This is a genomic window from Mycolicibacter sp. MU0083 (genome assembly GCF_963378075.1).
Classification (GTDB): domain Bacteria; phylum Actinomycetota; class Actinomycetes; order Mycobacteriales; family Mycobacteriaceae; genus Mycobacterium; species Mycobacterium kokjensenii.
The window spans coordinates 3,902,961-3,925,467 of record NZ_OY726394.1; the positions used below are offsets into that span (position 1 = coordinate 3,902,961).

Genomic DNA, 22,507 nt, shown 5'->3' on the forward strand with positions numbered 1-22,507 from the left:
TATGAGCCACCCCGACGACCCGCGCCGGCGGCCACCGGATCAGCGGACCAGGCACCTGCCGCCGCGGGCGTACCCGCCGGCGCAGGTTCCGCAACCGCAGCAGCCCCAGCGTCCGCCGCAGCGCCCGCCGCAGGTGCCGCCCCAGGTGCCGCCGCAGCCCCCGCCGCGGGCATATCCGCAGCGCGTGCCGCCGCGCCCGCAACCGGGCCCGCCGCAGCCGCCGCGGGGTCCACAACCCCCGCAGTGGCGCCCGCCGGGGCCACCGCCGCACCGGCCCGCACCGCCGGCCGCTCCCCCGCGGATACCGCCGTCCCCGCCGCGGCAGTCTCCCCCGCCGCGACAGCCCTGGTATCTGGAGGGCCGGCAACCCCCGCCGCCCGCGCACGAGCCGCACCGGCAGCCCCCGCCGGAGCACCGGCACCCGCCGTCGGGCCCGCGGCCGCCCGTGCCGCAGTCACCTCCGTCGCGCCCGCAACCCCGGGTGATCCCGCCGGCACCCCAGCCCAAAGCGGCTGTGCCGCAGCAGCGGTCGAACCGGGGCATGGCGATCGCCGTCGGCGCCGTCGGGTTGGTCGTGCTCGGCATGCTGCTGACGTTGGTGGTGCGCGGGCTGGCCGGCGGCTCCCCTCGCAGCGAACTGGATGTGGCGGCGGCGCAGAACGGTGTGCGCCAAGTGCTCACCGACCCGGTCAACGGCTACGGGCGCGACGGCGTCACCGACGTGCGCTGCAACCAGGGCGTCAACCCGAAGGTCCGCAGGGGCGACAGTTTCACCTGCTCGGTGATCGTCGACGGCAAGAACCGCGAGGTGCTGGTGGAGTTCACCGACGACGAGGGCACCTACGCGGTGGACCGGCCGAGGTAGCGGGTCACCTACGCGAGATCGGGCTCACGCAGGTCGCTACTCGCACTTTTCCTGCGTGGAGAGCATCTCGCGGCACAGTTCCGCACCCCATCCGCAAAAAACCCCGCTACCTGCATAGACAGGCGCGGGGCTTCTGGCGGTGGCGGAGGGATTTGAACCCTCGGTGGGGGGTTACCCCACACACGCTTTCGAGGCGTGCTCCTTAGGCCGCTCGGACACGCCACCGCCAGACAGCGTACCCAACGAGGGGCCCGTCATCCCAATCGCTGCCGGGCGAAGAAGGCTTCCAGTGGCGCAGCACACTCTTGTTCGAGCACGCCACCGCGCACTTCGGGCCGGTGATTGATCCGCCGATCACGCACCACGTCCCACAGCGAGCCGACCGCACCGGTCTTGGGTTCGAACGCCCCGAACACCAACCGGGCCACCCGGGCGGCCACCAGCGCGCCCGCACACATGGTGCAGGGCTCCAGGGTGACGGCCAGCGTCGCGCCCGTCAGCCGCCAGCCGTCGCCGAGCACGGTGGCCGCCGCGCGGATCGCCAACAGTTCGGCGTGCGCGGTCGGGTCGCCGAGGGCTTCGCGGGCGTTGGCGGCCTGCGCCAGCACGGTGCCGTCGGCGCCGACCACCACCGCACCCACCGGCACATCGCCGGGGCCGGCCGCTGCGGCCGCCGCCAGCGCGGCGCGGATCAGGTCCTCGTCGGAGGGGAGGGCGGTCACCGATCGCGGCGCGGCAATGCCGCGGTGAGCTGCTCGTCGAATCCCATCTCGGCGGCGATCCGGTGCAGTTGCTCGTCGATGGACGCATCGGGGTCGTCGAGGATCACGCTGAGCACCGCGGCGGGCAGTCCGATGTCCGACAGCACGCCCAGGTCACCCTCCTCGAACGGGTCGGCGTCTTCGAGATCGTCGGCGTCGATGTCGGCGTCGATCTCGTCGAGCACCTCGTCGGCCAGGTCGTAGTCCAGCGCGGCGGTGGCATCCGACAGCATCAGCCGGGCCCCGGCCGGCCCCGGGCGGATGATCACGAAGAACTCGTCGTCGACGTTGATCAACCCGAAAACCGCTCCGGAACTCCGCAATTCGCGTAGCTCGGTCTCCGCGGTGGACAAGCTGGTCAGCGCGGCGGCACGCATCGCCGTACACCGCCATTTGCCGTCCTCGCGCACGACGGCCACCGCGAAACCGTCCAGCGAGTCCGCCGGCCGGCCTGGCGCGGACGCGCCCTGTGCTCCCATGGGCGCCTACGGTAGTCGCCGTCTACGCCAATGACCAGCGTGTGCCAACCTGGACAGGTGGCGGTAAGCACAGTGAAAACTCCGGTGTGCGTTCTGGGGCTCGGCCTGATCGGCGGGTCGGTGCTGCGTGCGGCCGCGGCCGCGGGCCGTGAGGCGTTCGGCTACAACCGTTCGGCCGACGGGGTCAACGCCGCGGTCGCCGACGGCTTCGACGCCACCACCGAGTTGGAGTCGGCCCTGGAGCGGGCCGCGGCGGTCGGTGCGCTGATCGTGATCGCCGTCCCGGTCCCGGCCCTGCCGATGCTGCTGGGCCCCATCGGCCGGCTCGCACCCGACTGCCCGCTGACCGATGTCACCAGCGTCAAGGGCGCGGTGCTGCAGGCGATCACCGATGCCGGGCTGCTGTCACGTTTCGTCGGCGGCCACCCGATGGCGGGCACCGCCCACTCGGGTTGGCCGGCCGGGCACGCCGAACTGTTCACCGGCGCACCGTGGGTGATCAGCGTCGACGACCACGTGGATCCGGACGTGTTCGGGCAAGTGCTGGAGCTGATCCTGGACTGCGGTTCGGTGGCGGTCCCGGCCCGCTCGGACGAGCACGACGCCGCCGCGGCCGCCATCTCGCATCTGCCGCATCTGCTGGCCGAGGCCCTGGCGGTGACCGCCGCCGATGTGCCGCTGGCGTTCGCACTGGCCGCCGGGTCCTTCCGGGACGGCACCCGGGTCGCGGGCACCGCACCGGATCTGGTGCGGGCCATGTGCGAGGCCAACGCGCCGCAACTGCTACCCCGCCTGGACCGGGCGATCGCCCTGCTGACCGCGGCGCGGGAGTCGCTGGCCGACGAGAACTCGGTGGCCGACCTGGTCAATCCCGGCCATGCCGCGCGCACCCGCTACGACTGTTTCCCGCGCAGCGAGATCGTCACCGTCGTCGTCGGCGAGGACGACTGGCGCCGGGAGCTGGCCGCGGCCGGCCGGGCCGGCGGGGTGATCAGATCCGCGTTGCCAACCCGGGATAGTCGATGACGAATCCGTCGGCGTCGACGGTCAGGGTGGTCCCGCGGGCATCGGTGCCCGGCGTGTGCACCTTGATGCCGCCGCCGGGGCCCGCGCTGCTGTAGCCGGCGGTCGCGGCCACCACCGACATCTCCGGCAGGTTCAGATACAGCGTGGGCAGGGTGATCGAGGCCGCCCGCTCGTGCAACCGGGCGCGCCGGATCGGCAGCGTGTTGAAGAACGGGCTGAACAGCATGTCGACATCGAGCGCGCCGTCGTAGCCGGCGCGGGTCTGGCCGCGGGCATCGGTGATCAGCCACATGTTCTCTTCGTCGCGGGCGATCACCAGTTGGCGTTCGCGTTCGGCGAGTGTGACGGTCAGGCCCAGCCGTTTGGTGGCCCCGGATTCATCGGTGTGCAGGTCGTAGTAGACGCCGAACGCCGCGTGCTCGGCGGTGGCGCCGGCCACGATCCGGCCGTTGGCCCGGATCCGGTTTCCGGTCAGCTGGATGCGCACCGATTCCATCCGCGGGGCGTCGGGAGCCCGCCAGGTCAGAATCGCCGGCCAGGTGCCGGACGGGGCTGCACTCACCGGACCACCGTAAGCGACGGGCCCGCGATCCGCTGTGACACCGGGCGAGGAAATGGCCGAGAACCCGTTGATTTCCTCGCGTGAACCGGCAAGATGGCGTTCATGAGCAGCGACCCGACTGTGCCCTCCGACCCTGCGCCCGGCGACGTCGGCACGCCGCCGCCTGCCGCGGCGATGCCGTTGACCCGTGCCGGAGCGCTGTGGAGCGCGCTGATCGCGGGTTTCCTGGTGCTGATCGTGCTGTTGGTGTTCATCACCCAGAACACCGGTCCGGTCGAGTTGGTGTTTCTGACCTGGACGTGGAGCCTGCCGACGGGGGTGGCGATCCTGTTGGCCGCGATCTGCGGCGGGCTGGTGACCGCCTTGGTCGGCACCGCGCGGATCTTCCAGCTGCGGCGCGCCGCCAAGAAGTCGCTGGCGGCGCAGCGCTGACTCAGTTCGCGGCCGCGCCGGCGTCCCGGTCCCGGTCGGGCTCGGACATCCGGGCCTGATTGCGCGGCAGCAGATCCCAGACGTGTTCGGTGCCGTTGACCGATGCCGCGGCGGCGTGACCGGACCGTGAGTACAGCAGCCGGGTGATCGACACGTAGTCGATCGGGAACGACAGCAGCCGCTGGGTGCCCAGGATCTGGTGCAGGATCACGTTGATCACGCCACCGTGGCTGAACACCGCGACGGTGTCGTCGGGGTCGGCGCCGGCGGCCACGTCGGCGAGGGCTTCGGCGACGCGGGCACTGAACGCGGCCTCGTCGACGCCGGCGGGCAGCAGGCCCTGCGCCATCCGGGCCCAGTCCTGCGGCCGCTCGGTGCGCAACTGCTCGACGGGCAGGTAGCCGGCCAGTTCCCGGTCGTATTCGGCGAACCGCTCATCGATGTCGATGGTCAGCCCGCGCTGGGCGGCCAACGGTTCGCCGGTCTGGATGGCCCGGCGTTGCGGGCTGCTGACCAGCCGGGTGATCGGGAAGCGTGCCAGCGCATCCGGTAGGCGTCGGGCCTGCTCGAACCCGGTCTCGGACAGCTCGGGGTCGGAGCCCTGGCCGTACTCGCTGCGAAGCGGGAGCGCGTGGCGGATCAGCAGCAACTGCACGCTGTCACCCTAAAGGCCCAGTTGGAACCGCCGTCACGGGGTGACGATGTTGAAATTCGGGTCCGGGGCGTCGAGCACCGTCAACAGTTTCGGCAAGGCGCTCTGATCCCCGGACACCTCCAGCGTCCCGCTGCCCGACAGCGCCCCCAGCATGGCGAGTTTGCCGGCCGCGGTGACGGTGGCGTCGGCGCTGTCGGGGTCCGCGGGCGCCTTGCGGTGCACCAGCACCCCGTTGCGCAGGGTTAGGCGGTGATTGTCGCCGGTGTCGGCGAAGACGACGTCGAGGGCCAGGTCCAGGTCCCAGCAGCGGGGGCCGTTGACCCGGATGGCCAGGCTGTCGAAGAGTTGCTCGACGCTGAGCTGGGCGATCAACGCCGGGGAGCCGACCTGCCCGGCGGTGCCGAATTTCCCGGTGCGCAGTTCGGTGGCCCCGGACAGGAAGAAGTTGCGCCAGGTGGCGTTCTCGGCGCCGTAGGCCAGCTGGTCGAGGGTGTCCGCATAGCGGGCGCGTGCCCCGGCATGATCGGGTTCGGTGAACATGACGTGGTCGAGCAGCGTTGCCGCCCAACGGAAATCGCCCTGTTCGAAGGCTTCTTCGGCGAGTTCCACCACTCGGTCGGGTCCACCCATGGCGGCGACGTAGCGCGGGCCCAACGCCTCGGGCGGGTGCGGCCACAGTCGCGCCGGGTTGCCGTCGAACCAGCCGAGGTAACGCTGGTAGACGGCTTTGACGTTGTGACTCACCGAGCCGTAGTAGCCGCGGGCGTGCCAGGCGTGCTCCAGCGCCGGGGGCAGCTGGAACCGCTCGGCGATCTCGACGCCGGTGTAGCCCTGATTCAGCAGTCGAAGCGTCTGGTCGTGCAGGTAGGCGTACAGATCGCGTTGCAGGCCAAGGTATTCGGAGATCCGCTCGGTTCCCCAGGTGGGCCAGTGGTGCGAGGCGAAGACGACGTCGGCGCGGCCGGCGAAGGTGTCGATGGCCTCGGTGAGGTATCCGGCCCAGGCCCGGGGGTCGCGCACCAGCGCGCCGCGCAGGGTCAGCAGGTTGTGCATGTTGTGGGTGGCGTTCTCGGCCATGCACAGGGCACGGAATTGCGGGAAGTAGAAGTGCATCTCGGCCGGGGCCTCGGTGCCGGGTGCCATCTGGAACTCGATCTGCACACCGTCGACGATGCGGGTCTGTCCGGTCTCGGTGATGGTGACGGTCGGAACGATCACCGATACCTCGCCGGTCGAGGTGTTCTGCCCCAGGCCGCAGCCGACCTGTCCCTGCGGGCCGCGCTGCAGCATGGTGCCGTACATGTAGCCGGCGCGACGCAGCATCGCCGGTCCGGCGTAGACGTTCTCGGCGACCACGTGCTCGATGAAGCCCTCCGGGGCGATCACCGCCACCCGACCGGCGTCGACGTCGGCTTGCGTGGTCACGCCCAACACGCCGCCGAAGTGGTCGACGTGGCTGTGGGTGTAGATCACCGCGACCACGGGGCGGTCCCCGCCGCGGTGCTCGCGGTAGAGCGCCAGCGCGGCGGCGGCGACCTCGGTGGAGATCAGCGGGTCGATGACGATGATCCCGGTGTCGCCCTCGACGAAGGTGATGTTGGAGATGTCGAAGCCGCGCACCTGGTAGATGCCCTCGACGACTTCGTAGAGGCCCTGTTTGGCGGCGAGTTGGGACTGCCGCCACAGCGACGGATGCACCGAAGTCGGCGCGTCGCCGGCGAGGAAGTCGTAGCTGTCGTTGTCCCAGACCACCCGGCCATCGGCGGCGGTGATGACGCACGGACTCAGCGTGGCGATCAGGCCGCGGTCGGCGTCGGCGAAATCCGTTGTGTCAGCGAAGGGCAACGCGGACAGGTGGGCGGCGTGGGCGGCTTCGATCGTCGGGCTGACCGGGACCTGCTGGCGTTCCATGGCGCACAGCTTGCCATCGATGCGGCCGCGGGGGCGGTTTTAGGTCAGCGGCGTCGCCGGAACGTGTTCCACGCGTGACGCAGTCGGGCCGACCAGGTGGGATGGCCGACTCGTTCTCGGGTTTCTCGCGCCTGGTGCGCGTAATCGCGGATCGACTCGTCGCCTTCTTCAGCACGCATGGGCTCACCTCGTCGCGGGGTTGTCGGGCGGTTCCGGGTCGCGCTCGGGGGCCAAGCGCTCCGGGACTTCTTCGGGCGCCAAGCGCTCCGGCGGCTCGGCGGGGGCCAAGCGCTCCGGCGCTTCTTGCGGCCGGGCCGGTCCGGGTGGCGGTTCGGGATTCATCCGGTGCGCCTACCCGGTGGGCCTGGGGCGTAAACCCGGCTGGTGAGCGTGCGCAGTTGTACGGCGAAAGCGGCGTGTCGCCGGGCAGACACGCACGTTCGCGAGTGGGGAGGGCTAGCGGGGCAGGCGGACGGTGAACTCGGTGCGGCCTGGTTCGCTGGTGACGGCGATGCTGCCGCGGTGCGCCCGGACCACCGCCGTGGCGATCGCCAGCCCCAGGCCGGTGCTGCCGCCCTTGCGCGACCGCGACGTGTCGCCGCGGGCGAAGCGCTGGAAGATCTCCGGCAGGAACTCCGCCGGAATGCCCGGGCCGTCGTCGGCGACCCGCAGCACCGCGTCGTCGCCGTCCACCTCGACGCTGAGCGTCACCACCGTTCCGGCGCCGGTGTGCACCCGCGCATTGGCCAGCAGATTGGTCAGCACCTGATGCAGCCGGGCCGCATCGCCGGGGGCGGTCACCGGCTCGTCGGGCAGATCCAGCTGCCAGCGGTGATCCGGGCCGGCGACGTGGGCGTCGCTGAGCGCGTCGACCGCCAGCCGGGACAAATCGACCGGTTCGTGCTCCAGCGGCCGGCCGGAGTCCAGCCGGGCCAGCAGCAGCAGGTCCTCCACCAACTGGGTCATCCGCTCGGTTTCGGACTGCACCCGGCTCAGCGCGTGGGTCAGGGCCTGCGCGTCGGCACTGTCGGCGACCGGGATCCGTTGGGCCAGCTCGGTGTAGCCGCGGATCGCGGCCAGTGGGGTGCGCAGCTCGTGGCTGGCGTCGGCGACGAACTGGCGCACCCGGGTCTCGCTGTCCTGCCGGGTGGCCAGCGCGGTCGCGATGTGCTCGAGCATCCGGTTGACCGCGGCACCGAGTTGTCCGACCTCGGTGCGCGAGTTGGAGTCGGATTCGGCGACCCGCACCGGCAGCGTCGCATCGCCGCGGTCCAGCGGCAGGTCGGCGACTTCGCCGGCGGTCTGGGCGACCCGGCGCAGCGGGGCCAGTGCCCGCCGGATGACCGCGCTGCCGGCGCTGGCCACCGCGGCCACCGCGACCAGGGTCAGCAGCCCGAAGATCAGCAGCACCCGCACCAGGGTGTCCTCGACGGGCGCCAGCGGCAGCCCGGTGACGATCACGTCGTCGCTGTGCCGGGATTCGGTCGCGACCACCCGGTAGCGGCCGATGCCGTCTAAGCGGCGGGTCACCGGGGCCGCGCCGAGGGTGACGCCGGCCAACTGCGCCGTGGCGGTGGGGCTCAGGTCCTCCCGCAGCCCCGAGATGCTCAGATAGCCGGCATCGGCCACGTCGTCGCCCCCGCCGGGTTCCCGCACGGCGCCGACCATTCCGGCCTGCTGGCCGGGGGCGTCGAGGAAGTCCGGGCCCGGGCCCGGCCGCGGCCGGTGCTGGCGGCGCCCCGGCGGTGGCGGCGGTTGGGCGTGCAGCCGCGACGAGCGGCGCGCGGCGTCTTGGAGTTGATGGTCGAGCTGGCCGACCAGGTACTGGTACAGCGCCAGTTCGGTGACCGCGCCGATGCCCAGGCAGGCCAGGGTGAGCAGGGCGATCTGCCCGACCAGCAACCGGGACCGCAGCGACCAGTTACGCCACGCGCCGGTGTGCGGCGCGTCAGGGAGCCGGCTTGAGCACATACCCTGCGCCGCGCAGCGTGTGGATCATCGGGGGGCGGCCGTTGTCGATCTTCTTCCGCAGGTAGGAGATGTAGAGCTCGACGATGTTGGCCCGGCCGCCGAAGTCGTAGTCCCACACCCGGTCGAGGATCTGCGACTTGGACAACACCCGCTTGGCGTTGTGCATCAGGTAGCGCAGCAACTCGAATTCGGTGGACGTCAACGTGATCGGGTCACCGCCGCGGGTCACCTCGTGGGAGTCCTCGTCGAGGACCAGATCCCCGACCACGATCTGGGCTCCGGAGTCTGCGGTGCTGATCCCGGTGCGGCGCAGCAGCGCGCGCAACCGCAGCACCACCTCTTCGATGCTGAACGGCTTGGTGACGTAGTCGTCGCCGCCGGCGGCCAACCCGGCGATACGGTCCTCCACCCCGTCCTTGGCGGTCAGGAACAGCACCGGCAGCAGCGGGTTGATCTCGCGCAGCCGGGTCAGCACGTCCAGGCCGCTCATGTCGGGCAGCATCACGTCGAGCACCACCGCATCGGGGCGCTCGGCCTTGGCCGCCGCGATCGCCGCGGCGCCGTCACCGGCGGTGGTGGTGTTCCAGCCCTCGTAGCGCAGCGCCATCGACACCATCTCGGCCAGCACGGGCTCGTCGTCGACCACCAGCACGGTCACCGGCTTGCCGTCGGCGCGCGACATCACGACACGTTCCGCCGATCCCCGTGACGCAGTCATCGCGTTCCAGTATGTCGGTCGCCCCGCTATCTTCATCGGATGGCACGCACACCCCAGGAAATCTTCGACCACCACCTCGCCGCCCTGCTCGCCCAGGACGTCGAGGAACTACTCGTCGACTACGACGACGAGTCGGCGTTGATCACCGCCGCCGGCGTCGCGCAGGGCCTCGGCGGCATCCGGGCCGCGTTCGGCCAACTGGCCTCGGCGCTGTCCGGTGCGGAGTTCACCGTCAAATCGCAGACCTACCACGGCGATGCGCTACTGCTGGAGTGGACGCTGGACGCACCGGCTTTCGCCGTCGACGGCGTGGACACCTTCCTGTTCGGCGACGACACGATCCGGGTGCAGACCATCTCCCAGCAAGCCCGCTCGAAAGCCTGACGCACCGGGTAGGTTCAGGCTCCGTGGACCTCGAAGCGGTGGCGCAATGGATGTCGGATCGGCAACTGGGCGAGGGCCCGCTGGAAGACATCACCGAGCTGGCCGGCGGAACCCAGAACGTCATGCTGCGGTTCACCCGGGCCGACCGCGGCTACGTGCTGCGGCGCGGTCCGCGGCACCTGCGGCCGCGCAGCAACGCGATCATGCTGCGGGAGACCCGCCTGCTGTCCGCGCTGACCGGCACCGACGTGCCGCACCCGCCGCTGATCGCGGTCTGCGACGACCCCGCCGTGCTCGGGGACGCGGTGTTCTATCTGATGGAGCCCGTCGAGGGGTTCAACGCCAGCGGCGAACTGCCCGCCCTGCACGCCGGTGATGCGACGGTCCGGCACGGGATGGGACTGTCGATGGCCGAATCCCTGGCCAAGCTCGGCGCCGTCGACCATGTCGCGGTGGGGCTGGCCGACTACGGCAAACCGGACGGCTTCCTGGAGCGTCAGGTGCCGCGGTGGCTGGCGGAGCTGGATTCCTACCGGCAGTTCGAGAACTATCCGGGCCCGGACCTGCCCGGCCTGGACGAGGTCGCCGCCTGGCTGCAGGCCAACGTGCCGACGTCGTGGCGGCCGGGCATCCTGCACGGCGACTACCACGCGGCCAACGTGATGTTCTCCCCCACCGGGCCGCAGGTCGCGGCGATCGTGGACTGGGAGATGTCGACCATCGGCGATCCGCTGCTGGATCTGGGCTGGCTGTTGGCGACGTGGCGCCAAGACGACGGTTCCAGCGTGTTCAGCCACACCCTGACCGGCATGGACGGACTGGCCTCCCCCGCCGAACTAGTGCAGCGCTACGCCGAGGGCAGTGATCGCGACCTGACGCACCTGGACTGGTACAAGGTGATGGCGGCGTTCAAGCTGGCGATCGTGATCGAGGGGACGCTGGCCCGGGCCTCGGCCGGTATGGCGCAGCAGGAGGTCGGCGAACAACTGCACGAGGCCGCGGTCTGGCTGTTCGACCGGGCCCAGACCTGGATGGCGGGTGCGGCATGACCGTCTCGCCCGAGGTGATCGAGACCATCGACCGGATCGTCACGGCCGACACCCGCCGGCTGACCGACATCTTCAAGGACCTGCACCGCAATCCCGAACTGGGTTTCGCCGAGGTCCGCACCGCGCGGATCGTCGCGCAGGCGCTCAGCAACCTCGGGTACACGGTGACCACCGGGATCGCCCGCACCGGCGTGGTGGGGGTGTTGGCCAACGGCCCCGGCCCGGTGGTGATGTACCGCGCCGACATGGATGCGCTGGAGGTTCCGGAGGCCACCGGCCTGGATTACGCCAGCGCCAATCCCGAACTGGGGCATCTGTGCGGCCACGACGCGCACGTGACCTGGATGCTCGGGCTGGCCAAGGTGCTCGCCGAGACCACCGACTCCTGGTCGGGCACGGCGGTGCTGGTCGGGCAGCCCGCCGGGGAACCGACCCGCGGTGCCCAGCACATGATCGACGAGGGCCTCTACGACGTGGCACCCCGCCCGGACGCCTTCGTCGCGGTGCACACCGCGCCCATCCCGGTGGGCATGGTCGCCGCGGAGGGCGGCGAACAACTGGCCGGCACCGACCAGATCGACATCGTCTTCCACGGTGTCGGCGGGCACGGATCGATGCCGCAGTACGCCCGCGATCCGGTGCTGATGGCCGCTCAGGCGGTCGTGCAGTTCCAGAGCATCGTCAGTCGGGCCGTCTCGCCCAGTGAGACCGCGGTGTTGACCGTCGGCGCGATCCAGGCCGGTACCGCCTACAACGTCATCCCGGATCGTGCGGAGCTCAAGGTCAACCTGCGCTGGCTCAATCCCGCCGTGCGCGAGCAGATGCTCGCCGGCATCCGGGCGATCTGTACCGGGATCGCGCGCAGCTACGACATGCCCGACGAGTTGCTGCCGGAGATCACCCTCGCCGGCGGCGCCGGGCCGTTGGTCAACGACGCCGCGCTGACCGAGCGGGTGGCGGGCGCCCTGGAGGGCATGCTCGGCGCCGCGAACGTGGTGCGGCAGTTGCCGGCGCTGACCGGCTCGGAGGATTGCCATCTGCTCAAAGGACCCCACCACGAGGTGCCGCTGGCCTATCTTCTGCTGGGAGTTGCCGACGCTCAGGTCTACGCAGAGTCTGCGGCGAGGGGACAAACCTTCCCCTATGCGCCACATTCGCCGGATTATGTAGTCGACCTCTCCGCAATACCCGTCGGTACCAAGATTGTGGCCCGTGTAATGCTATTTTTGCTTACTTCCAGTAGGCCGTCGTAGTAATTACGCTCCCCGGAGTTGCTAAAATACTTGTGCGGTCCACAAGAACGAGCTAAGGTTTATTGCTGTGGACGATCGTCACAAAGACCCAACCGTAGTGTTGCCCTACCTCGTGGGCCGGCCGCTCGGCGCGACCGAGGTCTACGAGGCATTCGGGTACCGCAAGTCCGCCTACTACAAGGCGGCCCACGAGGGACGGCTGATCAGTGCCGACAATCTGATCCGCGTCGCCAGGTACTTCGGGCTCAATCCCGTCGACCTGCAGGTGCGGTTCGGCTTGATCGAACACGACTCCGTCACCGAGTACCTGGAGGAGTCGTCGCGGCCGCTGCGCCTCGGCGACCTCAAGGCGGATCTGGACAAACCGCCCGTCTAGCGCGGTCTCCGAGAAGTACCGTCGACGCATGACGTCGGCCTTCGTGGGTGCCACCATGCTGGTGGCCCTGTACAGCCTCTGGGTGCGTCGCGACACGTGGTGGTCACGCTGGGAGATCGGCGTGACCGTGGCCATCGCACTGGAGACGTGTGCCGTGGCATTGATGTCGCCTTGGGCTGCGCACCATTTCGGGCCGCTGCTGCACCGGGCCGTGCGACTGTGGAACGTCCAGCAGTTGGCCGGTCATCTCTGCTTCGTCGTCGCGATCGCGGCGAACATCTATCACATGCTGCCGCGGATGACCGACTACCGCAGAGCCCGTCCGATGTTCCGGCGGCAGGTGGTGCTACCGGTACACGTGGGCGCGGTCGTGCTGATCGGACTGTTCGTCGCCGCCGACGCCGGCTATCACCCCGACGGCTTCGCGACCGCCAGCGGCAACCCCTGGCTGGACGCGTACTGGGTGACACTGTGCCTGTTGCTCATCTATCTGTCCGGCTATGCGACCCGGCTGCTGCTGGTGTTGCGATCGGATTCGCGGGCCAAGGAGACCATCGAGCTCTATGCGGCGTCGGCGGCCTTCGCGCTCGCGGGCTTGGTGGCGCAGATCAGCACCACCTGGATCGACGCCGACGTCAGCACCCTGGTCTGGTTGTGCGCGTGCGTATCCATGACTATCTTCACCTACGGCTCGGCCCGCTCCTGGAAGGCCAAAACCGCCTGGTTCGCCCACAACGGGCGCGCGATGCCGGAAGCCAAGCCCCCGCAAGCAATGTCGTGAGAACGCGCAATGGTCTCAGCACTCATTGCCGCGCCACCGGTAATCGTCGCCGATAGCCTCCGAGGTCGCCGCGCCACCTGCGCGGTCGTGTTGATCGGGTGCGCGCTGTGGAATCTGCCACAGATGCCGGGCCAACTGTTCCTGATCGCGGCCATCACCGCCACTATCGTTCGTATGCCGGTGCGCCCCCGCCCGATGATCCCGCCCTGCGCGGACGTCTTCGCCATCCAGTGCTGGTTCGACGCCGAGAATCGGGCGAAGGTGAGTGATGCCCGATGATCGGCGCGATGATCGGCGCCACCGTCGCGCTGGTCCTGTACAGCCTGTGGGTTCGCCGCGACACCTGGTGGTCGCGTTGGGAGAACGCCGCCAGCTTCGCGCTGGCACTCGAGGCCTGCGCACTGGTGCTGATGTCGCCGTGGGCCAGTCGCACGATCGGGCTGCAGATACACCGCAGCCTCGGAGTGTGGAACGTTCCGCAACTGCTCGGCCACCTGGGCCTGATCGTGGCGGTGACCGCGAACATTTACCACATGCTGGTGCGGATGGCCGACCACGATCAGGTGCGAATGATCATGCGTCGGCAGCTGCTGATCCCGATTTCGCTATGCTTGGCGGTAATGGTCCCGGCATACCTGCGTTCCGATCAGCAGTACCAGCCTGACATCTTCGCCGCTCCCAGCAATGACGCGTGGATGATGCTGTACGAGATCGTGGGCTGCGCGCTGGTGATCTACCTGAGCGGTTACGTCTCCCGGCTGATGCTGACCCTGCGTCACGACCCGCGGGCCAAATCCACCATCGACATCTTCCTGGTATCGATGGCGTTTGCGACCGCGGCGTGCCTGATCGTGGTGGGCTCCAGTTGGGTCGACGGAGACGACGCCACTCCCGGCATCTGGTTCTGCATCTGCATGGCGGTAGCGACATTCGCCTTCGGGTCGGCGCAATCCTGGAAAGCGAAGAGTTCCTGGTTCACCCCGGTAGCGGGCGGACGGTGAACGGCTCATGGTCAGTGCCGATTTCATCACCTCTGCGTTCATCGCCGGCACGCTCACGATGGTGGCGTACTGCCTGTGGGTACGCCGCGACACCTGGTGGTCACGCTGGGAGGCCGGCGCGACCTTAGCCATCGCCATGGAGGGGCTGGCACTGTTGCTGCTGACCCCGTGGGCCGGCGACGAGCTGGGCCCGGCACTGCACACGGTGACGGGGTTCTGGAACCTCCAGCAGTTGGTCGGATGGCTGTGCCTGCTGGTGGGGGTGCTCGCGAACGTCTACCACATGCTGGTTCGGCTGACCGATCCCGCGAATGTGCTGCCGATCATGCGCAAACATCTACTGGTACCGCTCGGGCTGGGTGTCACGGTGCTGCTGGTGACGTTCGCCAAGTCCGAACGCGGTGCCGTGCCGGACATGTTCACCACCCTCAGCGGGGACATCTGGCTGACCGTCTACGAGGCGACGTCCGGCGCGATCGTGCTGTTCATGAGCGCCTACGTCAACCGGCTGTTGCTGGCGCTCCGGCACGACCCGCGAGCGAAGGCGACGCTGACCCTGTACGTGGTGGCGATGCTGTTCGCGGTGGCGGCGCTCGCCGTGGCCGTCATCTCGATCTTGTTCGGGCACTACGCCGGCCCGGCGATCTGGGCGTGCATCTGCCTGTCGGTGGGCGTCTTCGCCTACGGGCTGACGCGGTCGTGGCAGGAGAAGACCGCCTGGTTCACCGCCAACGCCCCGGTGGTCCGCCCGTAGTCCACGCTGACTGTGGGCGCAGCCCGCATTCCCCCCGTTGACGCTGCGCTCAGGGCGCAAAAGTGCGAGTAGGGCCCGCCCTGGATGCAAAGTGAACGAGTTCTAGTAAGCCCGCGAACGGGAAAACCCCGGCCGGAGCCGGGGCTTTCCTGGTACTAACACGGTGCGCCCGAAGGGATTCGAACCCCCAACCTTCTGATCCGTAGTCAGATGCTCTATCCGTTGAGCTACGGGCGCCGGTCTTCAGTTGTCGGTCGAGCAAGCCCGGCCGTTGCGGAGGCGAGAGGATTTGAACCTCCGGTCCCCCGTAAAGAGGACAACTCATTAGCAGTGAGTCCCATTCGGCCGCTCTGGCACGCCTCCTCGAACTCGTTGAGGGTACCGGATCACTGCCCCAGTTCTAAAACCGCGGGGTCATTGCCGCGCCGTCATGCCCTGCGAACAGCACACATATGCTGTGGTCCGTGACCGTCCACCTGCGCCCGGAGATGGCCGCGCTGCCGGCCTACGTCGAAGGCAAGACCGTCCCCGGATCGATCAAACTGGCCAGCAACGAGACGGTGCTGCCGCCGCTGCCCAGCGTGGTCAAAGCCGTCGAGGCCGCCCTGGCGACCATCAACCGCTACCCGGACAACGGCTACGCGGCGCTGCGCGCCCGACTGGCCGAACACGTCGGCTTCGGGCCCGAGCATGTGACGGCCGGTGCGGGGTCGGTGAGCCTGTGCCAGCAGCTCATCCAGATCAGCACCGGCGCCGGCGACGAGGTGATCTTCGGCTGGCGCAGCTTCGAGATCTACCCGCTGCAGGTGCGCACCGCCGGCGCCGTCCCGGTCCAGGTGCCGTTGCGCGCACACACCTACGACCTGGACGCGATGCTGGCCGCCATCACCGACCGCACCCGGCTGATCTTCGTCTGCAACCCGAACAACCCCACCTCCACCGTCGTCGACCCCGACGCGCTGGCGGCGTTCGTGGCCGCGGTGCCGCCGCACATCCTGGTCGCCATCGACGAGGCGTATGTGGAGTACATCCGCGACGGCCTGCTGCCCGACAGCCTGGGCCTGGTGCGCAGGCACCCCAACGTGGTTGTGTTGCGAACCTTTTCGAAGGCCTACGGGCTGGCCGGGCTGCGGCTGGGCTACGCGGTGGGCGCCCCGGAGATCATCACCGCCCTGGGCAAGGTCTATGTGCCGTTCACGGTGTCCAGCGTGGCCCAGGTCGCCGGGATCGCCTCGCTGGACGCCGCCGACGAACTGCTGGCGCGCACCGACGCGGTGGTCGCCGAACGGGTCCGGGTGTCGGCGGCCCTGCGCGACGCCGGATTCGAGCTGCCGGATTCGCAGTCCAACTTCGTGTGGCTGCCGCTGGCCGAGCGCACTGCGGACTTCGTGGCGGCGGCCGCGGCGGCCCGTCTGGTGCTGCGCCCGTACGGCGAGGACGGTGTGCGGGTCAGTATCGGCGCGCCGGAGGAGAACGACGCACTGTTACGGTTCGCACAGACGTATCGCTGAGGAAGGAACCGTTATGCACGCGACCGCGACTGCCACCGTCGCCGCTTCGGCGGCCCAGGTGTGGGCCGTGCTCACCGACTACGAGGGCATGTCCTCCTGGGCGCCCGGTTTGAAGATCACCGTGATCACGCCCGGCGCCCCCGAGCCCAACGGGGTGGGCGCGCAGCGTCGTATCCAGGCGGTGCCGGGGATGGCTCCCCTGGTGGAGGAGATCATCGCCTTCGAACCGGAGCGGCGGCTGAGCTACCGCGGCGTCAAGGGTGTGCCGTTCCGCAACTACGTCGGCGAGGTGACGCTGGCGCCGGCCGGAGCCGGAACCCAGATCAGCTACACCGTCAGCGCCGACAACTCGTTGCCGCTGGTGGCCTCGATGTTGGCGAACGGACTGCTGTTCGGCCTCAAGCGGGCCGTGAACAAGGCCGGATAAGGAGATCCCCCGATGACTGACGCACGCACGACGTTCGACGCGCTCCGGGCGCGCACCGACACCATCGCCGACGCCGAGCTCGACGCATTCTGGGCGACGCTGCCGCCGGCCACCCTGGAGCAGATGATCGGGGAGTGGCGCGGCGGCGAGTTCGTCACCGGCCACAAGATGAACGGCCTGTTGGAGAAGGCCCGCTGGTACGGCAAGACGTTCAAGTCGATCACCGACGTGCAGCCGCTGGTCTGCCTGGACGACGACGGCAACAAGTTCTCCAACGTCAAGCTGGGCAAGGGCGAGGCGAGCCTGTGGACCGAGGAGTTCCGCGGCGAAATGGTGGCGACCATGGTCTACGACGGCCAGCCCACCCACGACCACTTCAAGCGCGTCGACGACGACACCGTGCTGGGCATCATGAACGGCAAGGCGGGAGTCTTGGACAACGGCCGGTACTTCTACTTCTTCCTCGAGCGGGACTGACCGTCGGGATCACGTAGCCGGTCGGCGGTGGCACGGTCGAGCAGATCGATCAGCGCCGGGTCGTCACGGACCAGCCGGCCGTCGCCGGGATCGAGTTCCACGATCTGATCGCATTCGTCGAGCAGTCGCGCGTAGATCCGTTCCCGTTCGGCGGTGCTGTGCTCGGCCCCGGTGTCCAGGTAGGCGGTGGCGTATCGCCTGGCGTTGGCGATCGCGGCCTGGCCGCGGCCGCGTCGGCTCAGCAGCGAGACGGCGACGGTGACCGCGAGCACGCCCCCGATCACCAGCAGCGACACCCCGGTGCCGATCTCGACGACATCGACCGGTTCGGCGGAGTTGATGAACGGCACGTTGTTCTCGTGTAGGCCGTGCAGGATCAGCTTCACGCCGATGAAGCCGAGGATCACCGCGAGCCCGTAGGACAGGTAGACCAGCCGGTCCAGCAGACCTTCCAGCAGGAAGTACAACTGCCGCAGCCCCAGCAGCGAGAACGCGGTGGCGGTGAACACGATGTAGGTGTCGCGGGTGAGGCCGAAGATCGCCGGCAGTGAATCGAGCGCGAAGATCACGTCGGTGCCGGCGATGGCGACCATCACCAACAGCATCGGGGTCATTGCGCGGCGGCCGTCGACGATGGTGAACAGCTTGTCGCCGTCGTAGTGCTCGCTGGTGTGGATGACCCGTTTGGCCAGCCTGATCGCGACGTTGTCGGCCTTGAGGGCCTCGTCACCGCTGGCCGAGCGCAGCATGCTGCCCGCCGTCAGCAACAGGATCAACCCCAGGAAGTAGAACGCCCACGCGAAGGTCTCGATGAAAGCCGCGCCCAGGAAGATGAAGCCGGTCCGGGCAACCAGCGCGAACACGATCCCGAACAACAGCACCTTCTGCTGATCGGCCGGCGGCACCCGGAAGCCGGCCATGATCACCAGGAAGACGAACAGGTTGTCGACCGACAGCGCCTTCTCGGTCAGATACCCCGCGAAGTACTCCCCGCCGGCGGCCATCCCGCCGAACACCAAGATCCCCACCCCGAAGAGCACCGCGATGCCGACGTAGCCGGCCGACCAGATCGCCGCTTCCCGCAACGTCGGGACGTGTGCCTTGCGGACATGGCCGAAGAAGTCGAATCCAAGCAGCCCCAGCAGGCCGATGATCGTCAGCGCCCAGACCCACCCAGAAACGTTCATACGTCACCCACGTTATGCGGGCGGTACGACGTCGAGTTGGCGCGCAGGTTGCGGGGCTATGACCGGCCGGTGAAGGCGATCAGCTGTTGCAGGGCTGATGCGGGCGCGCCGACGTCGACGGGCTCATCGAATCCCGCGCGCACCCGACCCTCCGGGGTGATGATCGTGCGGGCCAGGCCGAGGACGTAGGTGGCCAGCGACTCCACGCCGTCCAGCGTGCGGCCGGTCGCCGTCGCGTAGTCCCACGCGTGTACCAGGAACTCCAGCGCCAAGATCCCGACCAGCGTCCTGGCCGGCATCTCGGCGGGTCCGACGCTGACAACGCCATCCAGCCCGTGGCGGCGCCAGGCATCCAGGGCGGCCCGGGCGGCGGGCCCGACCCGGTGTTCCGGCGAATCGGTGGGACTGGGCTCTGGGAGTTCGGCGCCCGCCGGGCCACCCAAGACCGCGATCGAATGCAGCAGATGGTCGGTCAGCCGGGCCACGTCGAACTCGGAACACGGCGTCGGTTTGGACCAGTCGTCGCTGGTGATGCCGCTCAGCACCCGCTGCAGCACCGCCCACGCGGCATCCGCTGCGGCGAGTTCGTCGGCGGGCGGATCGCCAGAGCCGGGTCGCAGTTCGGAGGTCATGCGACCAGGCTACGGTTTGACCATGGGCCAATACGAATCCGTAACCGTCGAGATCAAAGACCACGTCGCGCAGGTCACGCTGATCGGACCGGGCAAGGGCAATGCGATGGGTCCGGCGTTCTGGGCGGAACTGCCGGTCGTCTTCGCCGAGTTGGACGCCGACCGCGAGGTGCGGGCGATCGTGCTGACCGGCTCCGGCAAGAACTTCAGCTACGGGCTGGACCTGGCCGCCATGGGCGGCACCCTGACCCCGATGATGGCCGACGGCGGTGCGCTGGCCCGGCCGCGCGCGGATTTCCACCGTGAGCTGCAGCAGATGCAGGGGTCGATCACCGCGGTCGCCGACTGCCGCACCCCGGTGATCGCCGCGGTGAGCGGTTGGTGCATCGGCGGCGGGGTGGACCTGATCTCGGCGGTCGACATCCGCTACGCCTCGGCGGACGCGAAGTTCAGCGTGCGCGAGGTGAAACTGGCGATCGTCGCCGACGTCGGCAGCCTGGCCCGGCTGCCGCTGATCCTGTCCGACGGGCACCTGCGCGAGCTGGCGTTGACCGGCAAGGACATCGACGCGGCCCGCGCGGAGAAGATCGGTCTGGTCAACGACGTCTTCGACGACGCCGAGGCCTGCCTGGCCGCCGCGCACGCGACCGCGGCCGAGATCGCCGCCAACCCGCCGCTGACCGTGGCCGGGGTCAAGGATGTGCTCGACGAGCAGCGCACCGACCGGGTGGCGGCCAGCCTGCGCTACGTCGCCGCCTGGAACTCGGCGTTCCTGGCGTCCAAGGATCTGATGGAGGGTATCGGCGCGATGATGGGCAAACGCAAGCCCGAGTTCACCGGCGAGTGATGGCCTGGCTGCTGCTGCTCGGGGCGATCGGGTTCGAGGTCGCCGGCACGCTGTCGATGCGTGCCTCCGACGGCTTCAGCCGATGGCAGTGGGCGATCCCGGTGGCCGTCGGCTATACCGCGTCGTTCGTCTTGCTGGCGATGGTGCTCAAGCGCGGCATCCCGGTGGGGGTGGCCTACGGTGTCTGGTCGGGCATCGGCGTGGCCTTGACCGCTGTTTTGGCCCGATTCTTGTTCGACGACCCGTTCACCCCGATGATGGCCGGCGGCGTGGTGCTGATCGGCGCCGGGGTGTACCTGATGGAGATCGGAGCGCACGCGTGAGTTCTGAAGTGCCCCACCGGCAGCCGACGCTGGCAGACATCATCGCCACACTGGACGTCGACCGCGTCGACGACGAGCACTTCGTCGCCACCCAGATGGACAACCCGGCGCACCACATCGTCGGCGGGCACATCGCCGGCCAGGCGCTGATCGCGGCCAGCCGCACCGCGCCCGGACGGGTGCCGCACAGCGTGCACGTCTACTACCTGCGGGCCGGGGATGCCCGCCGCCCGGTCGACATGCACGTGGAGGTGGCCCGCGACGGCGGCACGCTGTCCACCCGGCAGGTCACCGCGCGCCAGGACGGCCAGATCCTGCTCGAGGTGTTGTCGTCGTTCACGGTGGCCGTCGACGCGCCGCAGTATCAGCAGCCTCTCCCCGATGTTCCTGCGCCGGAATCGCTTCCGACGTCGCAGGAGCAGCATGCCGCCTACGCGTCGGAGCTGGGCGGCTACTGGGTGCAGCCGCACCCGTTCGACGTCCGCTACATCGACACGCCGCCGCGGCTGGCCATGGATACCGGCACTCCTTCGCCGCGACTGCGGATGTGGTGGAAGCCCGTCGACGCGGTGCCCGCCGACCCGGTGATGCACAGCGCGCTGCTGACGTATCTGACCGGCACCAAGATGGTGGAGACCGCGCTGGCGATGCGGGCCACCAATCAGGCGGCCACGTTCAACGCTTTGATCGACCATGCGTTGTGGTTCCAGCGACCGGTCGACCTGTCGGACTGGGTGCTCTCGGATCAGTTCACCCCCAGCGGCGTCGGCGGACGCGGGCTGACCAGCGCGACGCTGTACAACCGGGCCGGCCAGCTGGTGTGTGTGGCGACGCAGGAACTGTATTTCGGGCGGGGCCGGTCATGACCGCCGACGGCCGGGTGCGCCTGCCCGCCGATCTGGATTCCGTGACCGCGATCGGCGCCGAGGACCACTCGGGTGTCGATTCCGCAGCCGTGGAACGGATCTGGGCCGCCGCCCGGCACTGGTATGCCGGTGGCCTGCATCCGGCCATCCAATTGTGCCTGCGGGTCGACGGCCGGGTGGTTCTGAACCGCGCGATCGGGCACGGCTGGGGCAACGGCCCGTCGGATCCCGTTGACGCGGAGCTCGTTCCGGTGCGGGTGGACACCCCTTTCTGCGTGTATTCGGCCGCCAAGGCGATCACCAGCACGGTGATGCACATGCTGGTCGAGCGCGGGGCGTTCTCGCTGGACGATCGGGTCAGCGACTACATTCCCGGGTACGGCCGTCATGGCAAGGCCCGCACCACTATTCGTCACGTGATGACCCACAGTGCCGGGGTGCCGTTCGCGACCGGGCCCAAACCCGACCTGAATCGGGCGGACGACCCGGAGTACGCCCAGGCGCAGCTGGCCAACCTGCAGGCGATCTACCCGCCGGGGCTGATGCACATGTATCACGCGCTGACCTGGGGGCCGCTGACCCGCGAGATCGTCCGGGCCGCCACCGGGCGCGACATCCGTGAGGTGCTGGCCACCGAGATCCTCGAGCCGCTGGGGTTCCGGTGGACCAATTACGGGGTGGCGCCGGCCGATATCCCGCTGGTGGCGCCCAGCCATCCCACCGGCGTGCAGCCCACCGGCGCGGCGGTGGCGGTGTTCCGCAAGGCGATCGGCGGGTCGGTGCACGAGATCATCCCCGTCACCAACAGCCCGTTCTTCCTGACCACCGTGGTGCCGTCGTCGAACACCATCTCCACCGCCGACGAGCTGTCCCGATTCGCCGAGATCTGGCGTGGCGAAGGCGAATCGGACGGCGTGCGGGTGCTGTCGGCGGCGACGATGCGCGGCGCGGTGCGGCAGTGCCGACGGTTGCGGCCGGACGTGGCCACCGGGCTGGCGCCGTTGCGCTGGGGCACCGGTTTCATGCTGGGTTCGGAGCGGTTCGGGCCGTTCGGCCGCGGCGCGCCGGCGGCGTTCGGGCATCTGGGTCTGGTGAACTGCGCGATCTGGACCGACCCGCAGCGTGGACTGTCGGCGGGGTTGATCTCCAGCGGCAAGCCCGGCCAGGACCCGGAGGTCAAGCGGTACCGGGCATTGATGGACACGATCAGCGCGGAGATCCCCCGCACAACCCGTTGACGCCGCACCCATGGCGACGAA

At 69.3% G+C, this 22,507-nt stretch carries 28 protein-coding genes and 3 tRNA genes; 18 read left to right on the forward strand and 13 right to left on the reverse strand.

Features of this window, described 5'->3' with window-relative positions:
- Nucleotide 1: 1 nt before the first annotated feature.
- Nucleotides 2-865, forward strand: coding sequence for a DUF4333 domain-containing protein (locus tag RCP38_RS18305; protein WP_308474325.1), 864 nt, complete (start codon nucleotides 2-4; stop codon nucleotides 863-865).
- Nucleotides 866-999: 134 nt separating this feature from the next.
- Here RCP38_RS18305 and RCP38_RS18310 read toward each other — a convergent pair.
- The 3 genes from RCP38_RS18310 to RCP38_RS18320 all read right to left on the reverse strand — a co-directional run bounded on the left by RCP38_RS18310 (nucleotide 1,000) and on the right by RCP38_RS18320 (nucleotide 2,105).
- Nucleotides 1,000-1,090 (reverse strand) — tRNA-Ser (locus RCP38_RS18310).
- A gap of 29 nt (nucleotides 1,091-1,119) precedes the next feature.
- Nucleotides 1,120-1,587 (reverse strand): nucleoside deaminase, encoded by a 468-nt coding sequence (locus RCP38_RS18315; protein WP_308474327.1) that lies wholly within the window; start codon nucleotides 1,585-1,587, stop codon nucleotides 1,120-1,122.
- The gene (locus RCP38_RS18320; protein WP_308474328.1) at nucleotides 1,584-2,105 is read right to left on the reverse strand and encodes a tRNA adenosine deaminase-associated protein; all 522 of its coding nucleotides are present in this window, start codon (nucleotides 2,103-2,105) and stop codon (nucleotides 1,584-1,586) included. The genes RCP38_RS18315 and RCP38_RS18320 overlap by 4 nt, the downstream gene beginning before the upstream one ends.
- A gap of 84 nt (nucleotides 2,106-2,189) precedes the next feature.
- Between RCP38_RS18320 and RCP38_RS18325 the strand changes: the two genes are divergently transcribed.
- Nucleotides 2,190-3,131: a prephenate dehydrogenase gene (locus RCP38_RS18325; RefSeq protein ID WP_308477411.1), complete on the forward strand. Its 942-nt coding sequence runs from the start codon at nucleotides 2,190-2,192 to the stop codon at nucleotides 3,129-3,131.
- Here the strand turns inward: RCP38_RS18325 and RCP38_RS18330 are convergent.
- Nucleotides 3,097-3,693 carry a putative glycolipid-binding domain-containing protein gene (locus tag RCP38_RS18330; protein ID WP_373692394.1) on the reverse strand — a complete coding sequence of 199 codons (597 nt, stop codon included), beginning with the start codon at nucleotides 3,691-3,693 and terminating at the stop codon, nucleotides 3,097-3,099. The two genes, RCP38_RS18325 and RCP38_RS18330, sit on opposite strands and share 35 nt — an antisense overlap.
- 102 nt (nucleotides 3,694-3,795) lie before the next feature.
- On the opposite strand from RCP38_RS18330, the gene RCP38_RS18335 reads away from it, so the two are divergent.
- Nucleotides 3,796-4,125 carry a LapA family protein gene (locus RCP38_RS18335; RefSeq protein ID WP_308474329.1) on the forward strand — a complete coding sequence of 110 codons (330 nt, stop codon included), beginning with the start codon at nucleotides 3,796-3,798 and terminating at the stop codon, nucleotides 4,123-4,125.
- Between the two features lies 1 nt (nucleotide 4,126).
- Here the strand turns inward: RCP38_RS18335 and RCP38_RS18340 are convergent, their stop codons facing one another.
- From RCP38_RS18340 to RCP38_RS18360, 5 genes are all read right to left on the reverse strand, one after another.
- Nucleotides 4,127-4,780 carry a histidine phosphatase family protein gene (locus RCP38_RS18340; protein ID WP_308474330.1) on the reverse strand — a complete coding sequence of 218 codons (654 nt, stop codon included), beginning with the start codon at nucleotides 4,778-4,780 and terminating at the stop codon, nucleotides 4,127-4,129.
- Nucleotides 4,781-4,813: 33 nt separating this feature from the next.
- Nucleotides 4,814-6,691: an alkyl/aryl-sulfatase gene (locus tag RCP38_RS18345; RefSeq protein WP_308474331.1), complete on the reverse strand. Its 1,878-nt coding sequence runs from the start codon at nucleotides 6,689-6,691 to the stop codon at nucleotides 4,814-4,816.
- Between the two features lie 44 nt (nucleotides 6,692-6,735).
- Nucleotides 6,736-6,870, reverse strand: a complete 135-nt coding sequence (locus RCP38_RS18350; RefSeq protein ID WP_308474332.1) for a hypothetical protein — start codon at nucleotides 6,868-6,870, stop codon at nucleotides 6,736-6,738.
- A 277-nt stretch (nucleotides 6,871-7,147) separates the two neighbouring features.
- Nucleotides 7,148-8,662: a sensor histidine kinase gene (locus RCP38_RS18355; RefSeq protein ID WP_308474333.1), complete on the reverse strand. Its 1,515-nt coding sequence runs from the start codon at nucleotides 8,660-8,662 to the stop codon at nucleotides 7,148-7,150.
- Nucleotides 8,640-9,344 (reverse strand): response regulator transcription factor, encoded by a 705-nt coding sequence (locus RCP38_RS18360; protein WP_308477413.1) that lies wholly within the window; start codon nucleotides 9,342-9,344, stop codon nucleotides 8,640-8,642. Before RCP38_RS18360 ends, RCP38_RS18355 begins: the two co-directional genes overlap by 23 nt.
- Nucleotides 9,345-9,419: 75 nt before the next feature.
- Here RCP38_RS18360 and RCP38_RS18365 point away from each other — a divergent pair, with 75 nt between their 5' ends.
- From RCP38_RS18365 to RCP38_RS18400, 8 genes are all read left to right on the forward strand, one after another.
- Nucleotides 9,420-9,764 (forward strand): nuclear transport factor 2 family protein, encoded by a 345-nt coding sequence (locus RCP38_RS18365; RefSeq protein ID WP_308474334.1) that lies wholly within the window; start codon nucleotides 9,420-9,422, stop codon nucleotides 9,762-9,764.
- A gap of 50 nt (nucleotides 9,765-9,814) precedes the next feature.
- Nucleotides 9,815-10,813 carry a phosphotransferase family protein gene (locus RCP38_RS18370; RefSeq protein ID WP_308477414.1) on the forward strand — a complete coding sequence of 333 codons (999 nt, stop codon included), beginning with the start codon at nucleotides 9,815-9,817 and terminating at the stop codon, nucleotides 10,811-10,813.
- Nucleotides 10,810-12,066 carry an amidohydrolase gene (locus tag RCP38_RS18375; protein WP_308474335.1) on the forward strand — a complete coding sequence of 419 codons (1,257 nt, stop codon included), beginning with the start codon at nucleotides 10,810-10,812 and terminating at the stop codon, nucleotides 12,064-12,066. Before RCP38_RS18370 ends, RCP38_RS18375 begins: the two co-directional genes overlap by 4 nt.
- A 67-nt stretch (nucleotides 12,067-12,133) precedes the next feature.
- The gene (locus RCP38_RS18380) at nucleotides 12,134-12,442 is read left to right on the forward strand and encodes a hypothetical protein (protein ID WP_308474336.1); all 309 of its coding nucleotides are present in this window, start codon (nucleotides 12,134-12,136) and stop codon (nucleotides 12,440-12,442) included.
- A 28-nt stretch (nucleotides 12,443-12,470) separates the two neighbouring features.
- Nucleotides 12,471-13,223, forward strand: a complete 753-nt coding sequence (locus tag RCP38_RS18385; protein WP_308474337.1) for a hypothetical protein — start codon at nucleotides 12,471-12,473, stop codon at nucleotides 13,221-13,223.
- 9 nt (nucleotides 13,224-13,232) lie between these two features.
- Nucleotides 13,233-13,502 carry a hypothetical protein gene (locus tag RCP38_RS18390; RefSeq protein ID WP_308474338.1) on the forward strand — a complete coding sequence of 90 codons (270 nt, stop codon included), beginning with the start codon at nucleotides 13,233-13,235 and terminating at the stop codon, nucleotides 13,500-13,502.
- Nucleotides 13,499-14,224, forward strand: coding sequence for a hypothetical protein (locus RCP38_RS18395; RefSeq protein ID WP_308474339.1), 726 nt, complete (start codon nucleotides 13,499-13,501; stop codon nucleotides 14,222-14,224). The genes RCP38_RS18390 and RCP38_RS18395 overlap by 4 nt, the downstream gene beginning before the upstream one ends.
- 7 nt (nucleotides 14,225-14,231) lie before the next feature.
- Nucleotides 14,232-14,978, forward strand: coding sequence for a hypothetical protein (locus RCP38_RS18400; RefSeq protein ID WP_308474340.1), 747 nt, complete (start codon nucleotides 14,232-14,234; stop codon nucleotides 14,976-14,978).
- Between the two features lie 164 nt (nucleotides 14,979-15,142).
- Here RCP38_RS18400 and RCP38_RS18405 read toward each other — a convergent pair.
- Together RCP38_RS18405 and RCP38_RS18410 are read right to left on the reverse strand one after the other, a co-directional pair.
- Nucleotides 15,143-15,215: transfer RNA gene (locus RCP38_RS18405), tRNA-Arg, on the reverse strand.
- A gap of 37 nt (nucleotides 15,216-15,252) precedes the next feature.
- Nucleotides 15,253-15,341, reverse strand: a tRNA-Ser gene (locus RCP38_RS18410).
- A gap of 101 nt (nucleotides 15,342-15,442) precedes the next feature.
- Between RCP38_RS18410 and RCP38_RS18415 the strand changes: the two genes are divergently transcribed.
- The 3 genes from RCP38_RS18415 to RCP38_RS18425 are packed head-to-tail and all read left to right on the forward strand — an operon-like array spanning nucleotide 15,443 to nucleotide 17,393.
- Nucleotides 15,443-16,489, forward strand: coding sequence for a pyridoxal phosphate-dependent aminotransferase (locus RCP38_RS18415; protein ID WP_308474341.1), 1,047 nt, complete (start codon nucleotides 15,443-15,445; stop codon nucleotides 16,487-16,489).
- A 13-nt stretch (nucleotides 16,490-16,502) separates the two neighbouring features.
- Nucleotides 16,503-16,916 (forward strand): SRPBCC family protein, encoded by a 414-nt coding sequence (locus RCP38_RS18420; protein WP_308474342.1) that lies wholly within the window; start codon nucleotides 16,503-16,505, stop codon nucleotides 16,914-16,916.
- Nucleotides 16,917-16,928: 12 nt separating this feature from the next.
- Nucleotides 16,929-17,393 carry a DUF4334 domain-containing protein gene (locus tag RCP38_RS18425; protein ID WP_308474343.1) on the forward strand — a complete coding sequence of 155 codons (465 nt, stop codon included), beginning with the start codon at nucleotides 16,929-16,931 and terminating at the stop codon, nucleotides 17,391-17,393.
- Here RCP38_RS18425 and RCP38_RS18430 read toward each other — a convergent pair.
- Together RCP38_RS18430 and RCP38_RS18435 are read right to left on the reverse strand one after the other, a co-directional pair.
- Nucleotides 17,369-18,580 carry a TerC/Alx family metal homeostasis membrane protein gene (locus RCP38_RS18430; protein WP_308474344.1) on the reverse strand — a complete coding sequence of 404 codons (1,212 nt, stop codon included), beginning with the start codon at nucleotides 18,578-18,580 and terminating at the stop codon, nucleotides 17,369-17,371. The genes RCP38_RS18425 and RCP38_RS18430 overlap by 25 nt on opposite strands.
- 56 nt (nucleotides 18,581-18,636) lie before the next feature.
- On the reverse strand, nucleotides 18,637-19,212 hold the full coding sequence (locus RCP38_RS18435) for a TIGR03086 family metal-binding protein (protein WP_308474345.1): 576 nt from the start codon (nucleotides 19,210-19,212) through the stop codon (nucleotides 18,637-18,639).
- A 22-nt stretch (nucleotides 19,213-19,234) separates the two neighbouring features.
- On the opposite strand from RCP38_RS18435, the gene RCP38_RS18440 reads away from it, so the two are divergent.
- From RCP38_RS18440 to lipE, 4 genes are read left to right on the forward strand one after another with little or no spacing between them, the layout of a single operon-like run.
- Nucleotides 19,235-20,059 carry a crotonase/enoyl-CoA hydratase family protein gene (locus tag RCP38_RS18440; protein WP_308474346.1) on the forward strand — a complete coding sequence of 275 codons (825 nt, stop codon included), beginning with the start codon at nucleotides 19,235-19,237 and terminating at the stop codon, nucleotides 20,057-20,059.
- Complete coding sequence (locus RCP38_RS18445; protein ID WP_308474347.1) at nucleotides 20,059-20,382, forward strand: DMT family transporter; 324 nt, start codon at nucleotides 20,059-20,061, stop codon at nucleotides 20,380-20,382. The genes RCP38_RS18440 and RCP38_RS18445 overlap by 1 nt, the downstream gene beginning before the upstream one ends.
- Entirely contained in the window at nucleotides 20,379-21,248 is an 870-nt protein-coding gene (locus RCP38_RS18450; protein ID WP_308474348.1) for an acyl-CoA thioesterase, read from the forward strand. Before RCP38_RS18445 ends, RCP38_RS18450 begins: the two co-directional genes overlap by 4 nt.
- Nucleotides 21,245-22,486, forward strand: a complete 1,242-nt coding sequence (gene lipE, locus RCP38_RS18455; protein ID WP_308474349.1) for a lipase LipE — start codon at nucleotides 21,245-21,247, stop codon at nucleotides 22,484-22,486. Before RCP38_RS18450 ends, lipE begins: the two co-directional genes overlap by 4 nt.
- The last annotated feature ends 21 nt before the right edge of the window (nucleotides 22,487-22,507 follow it).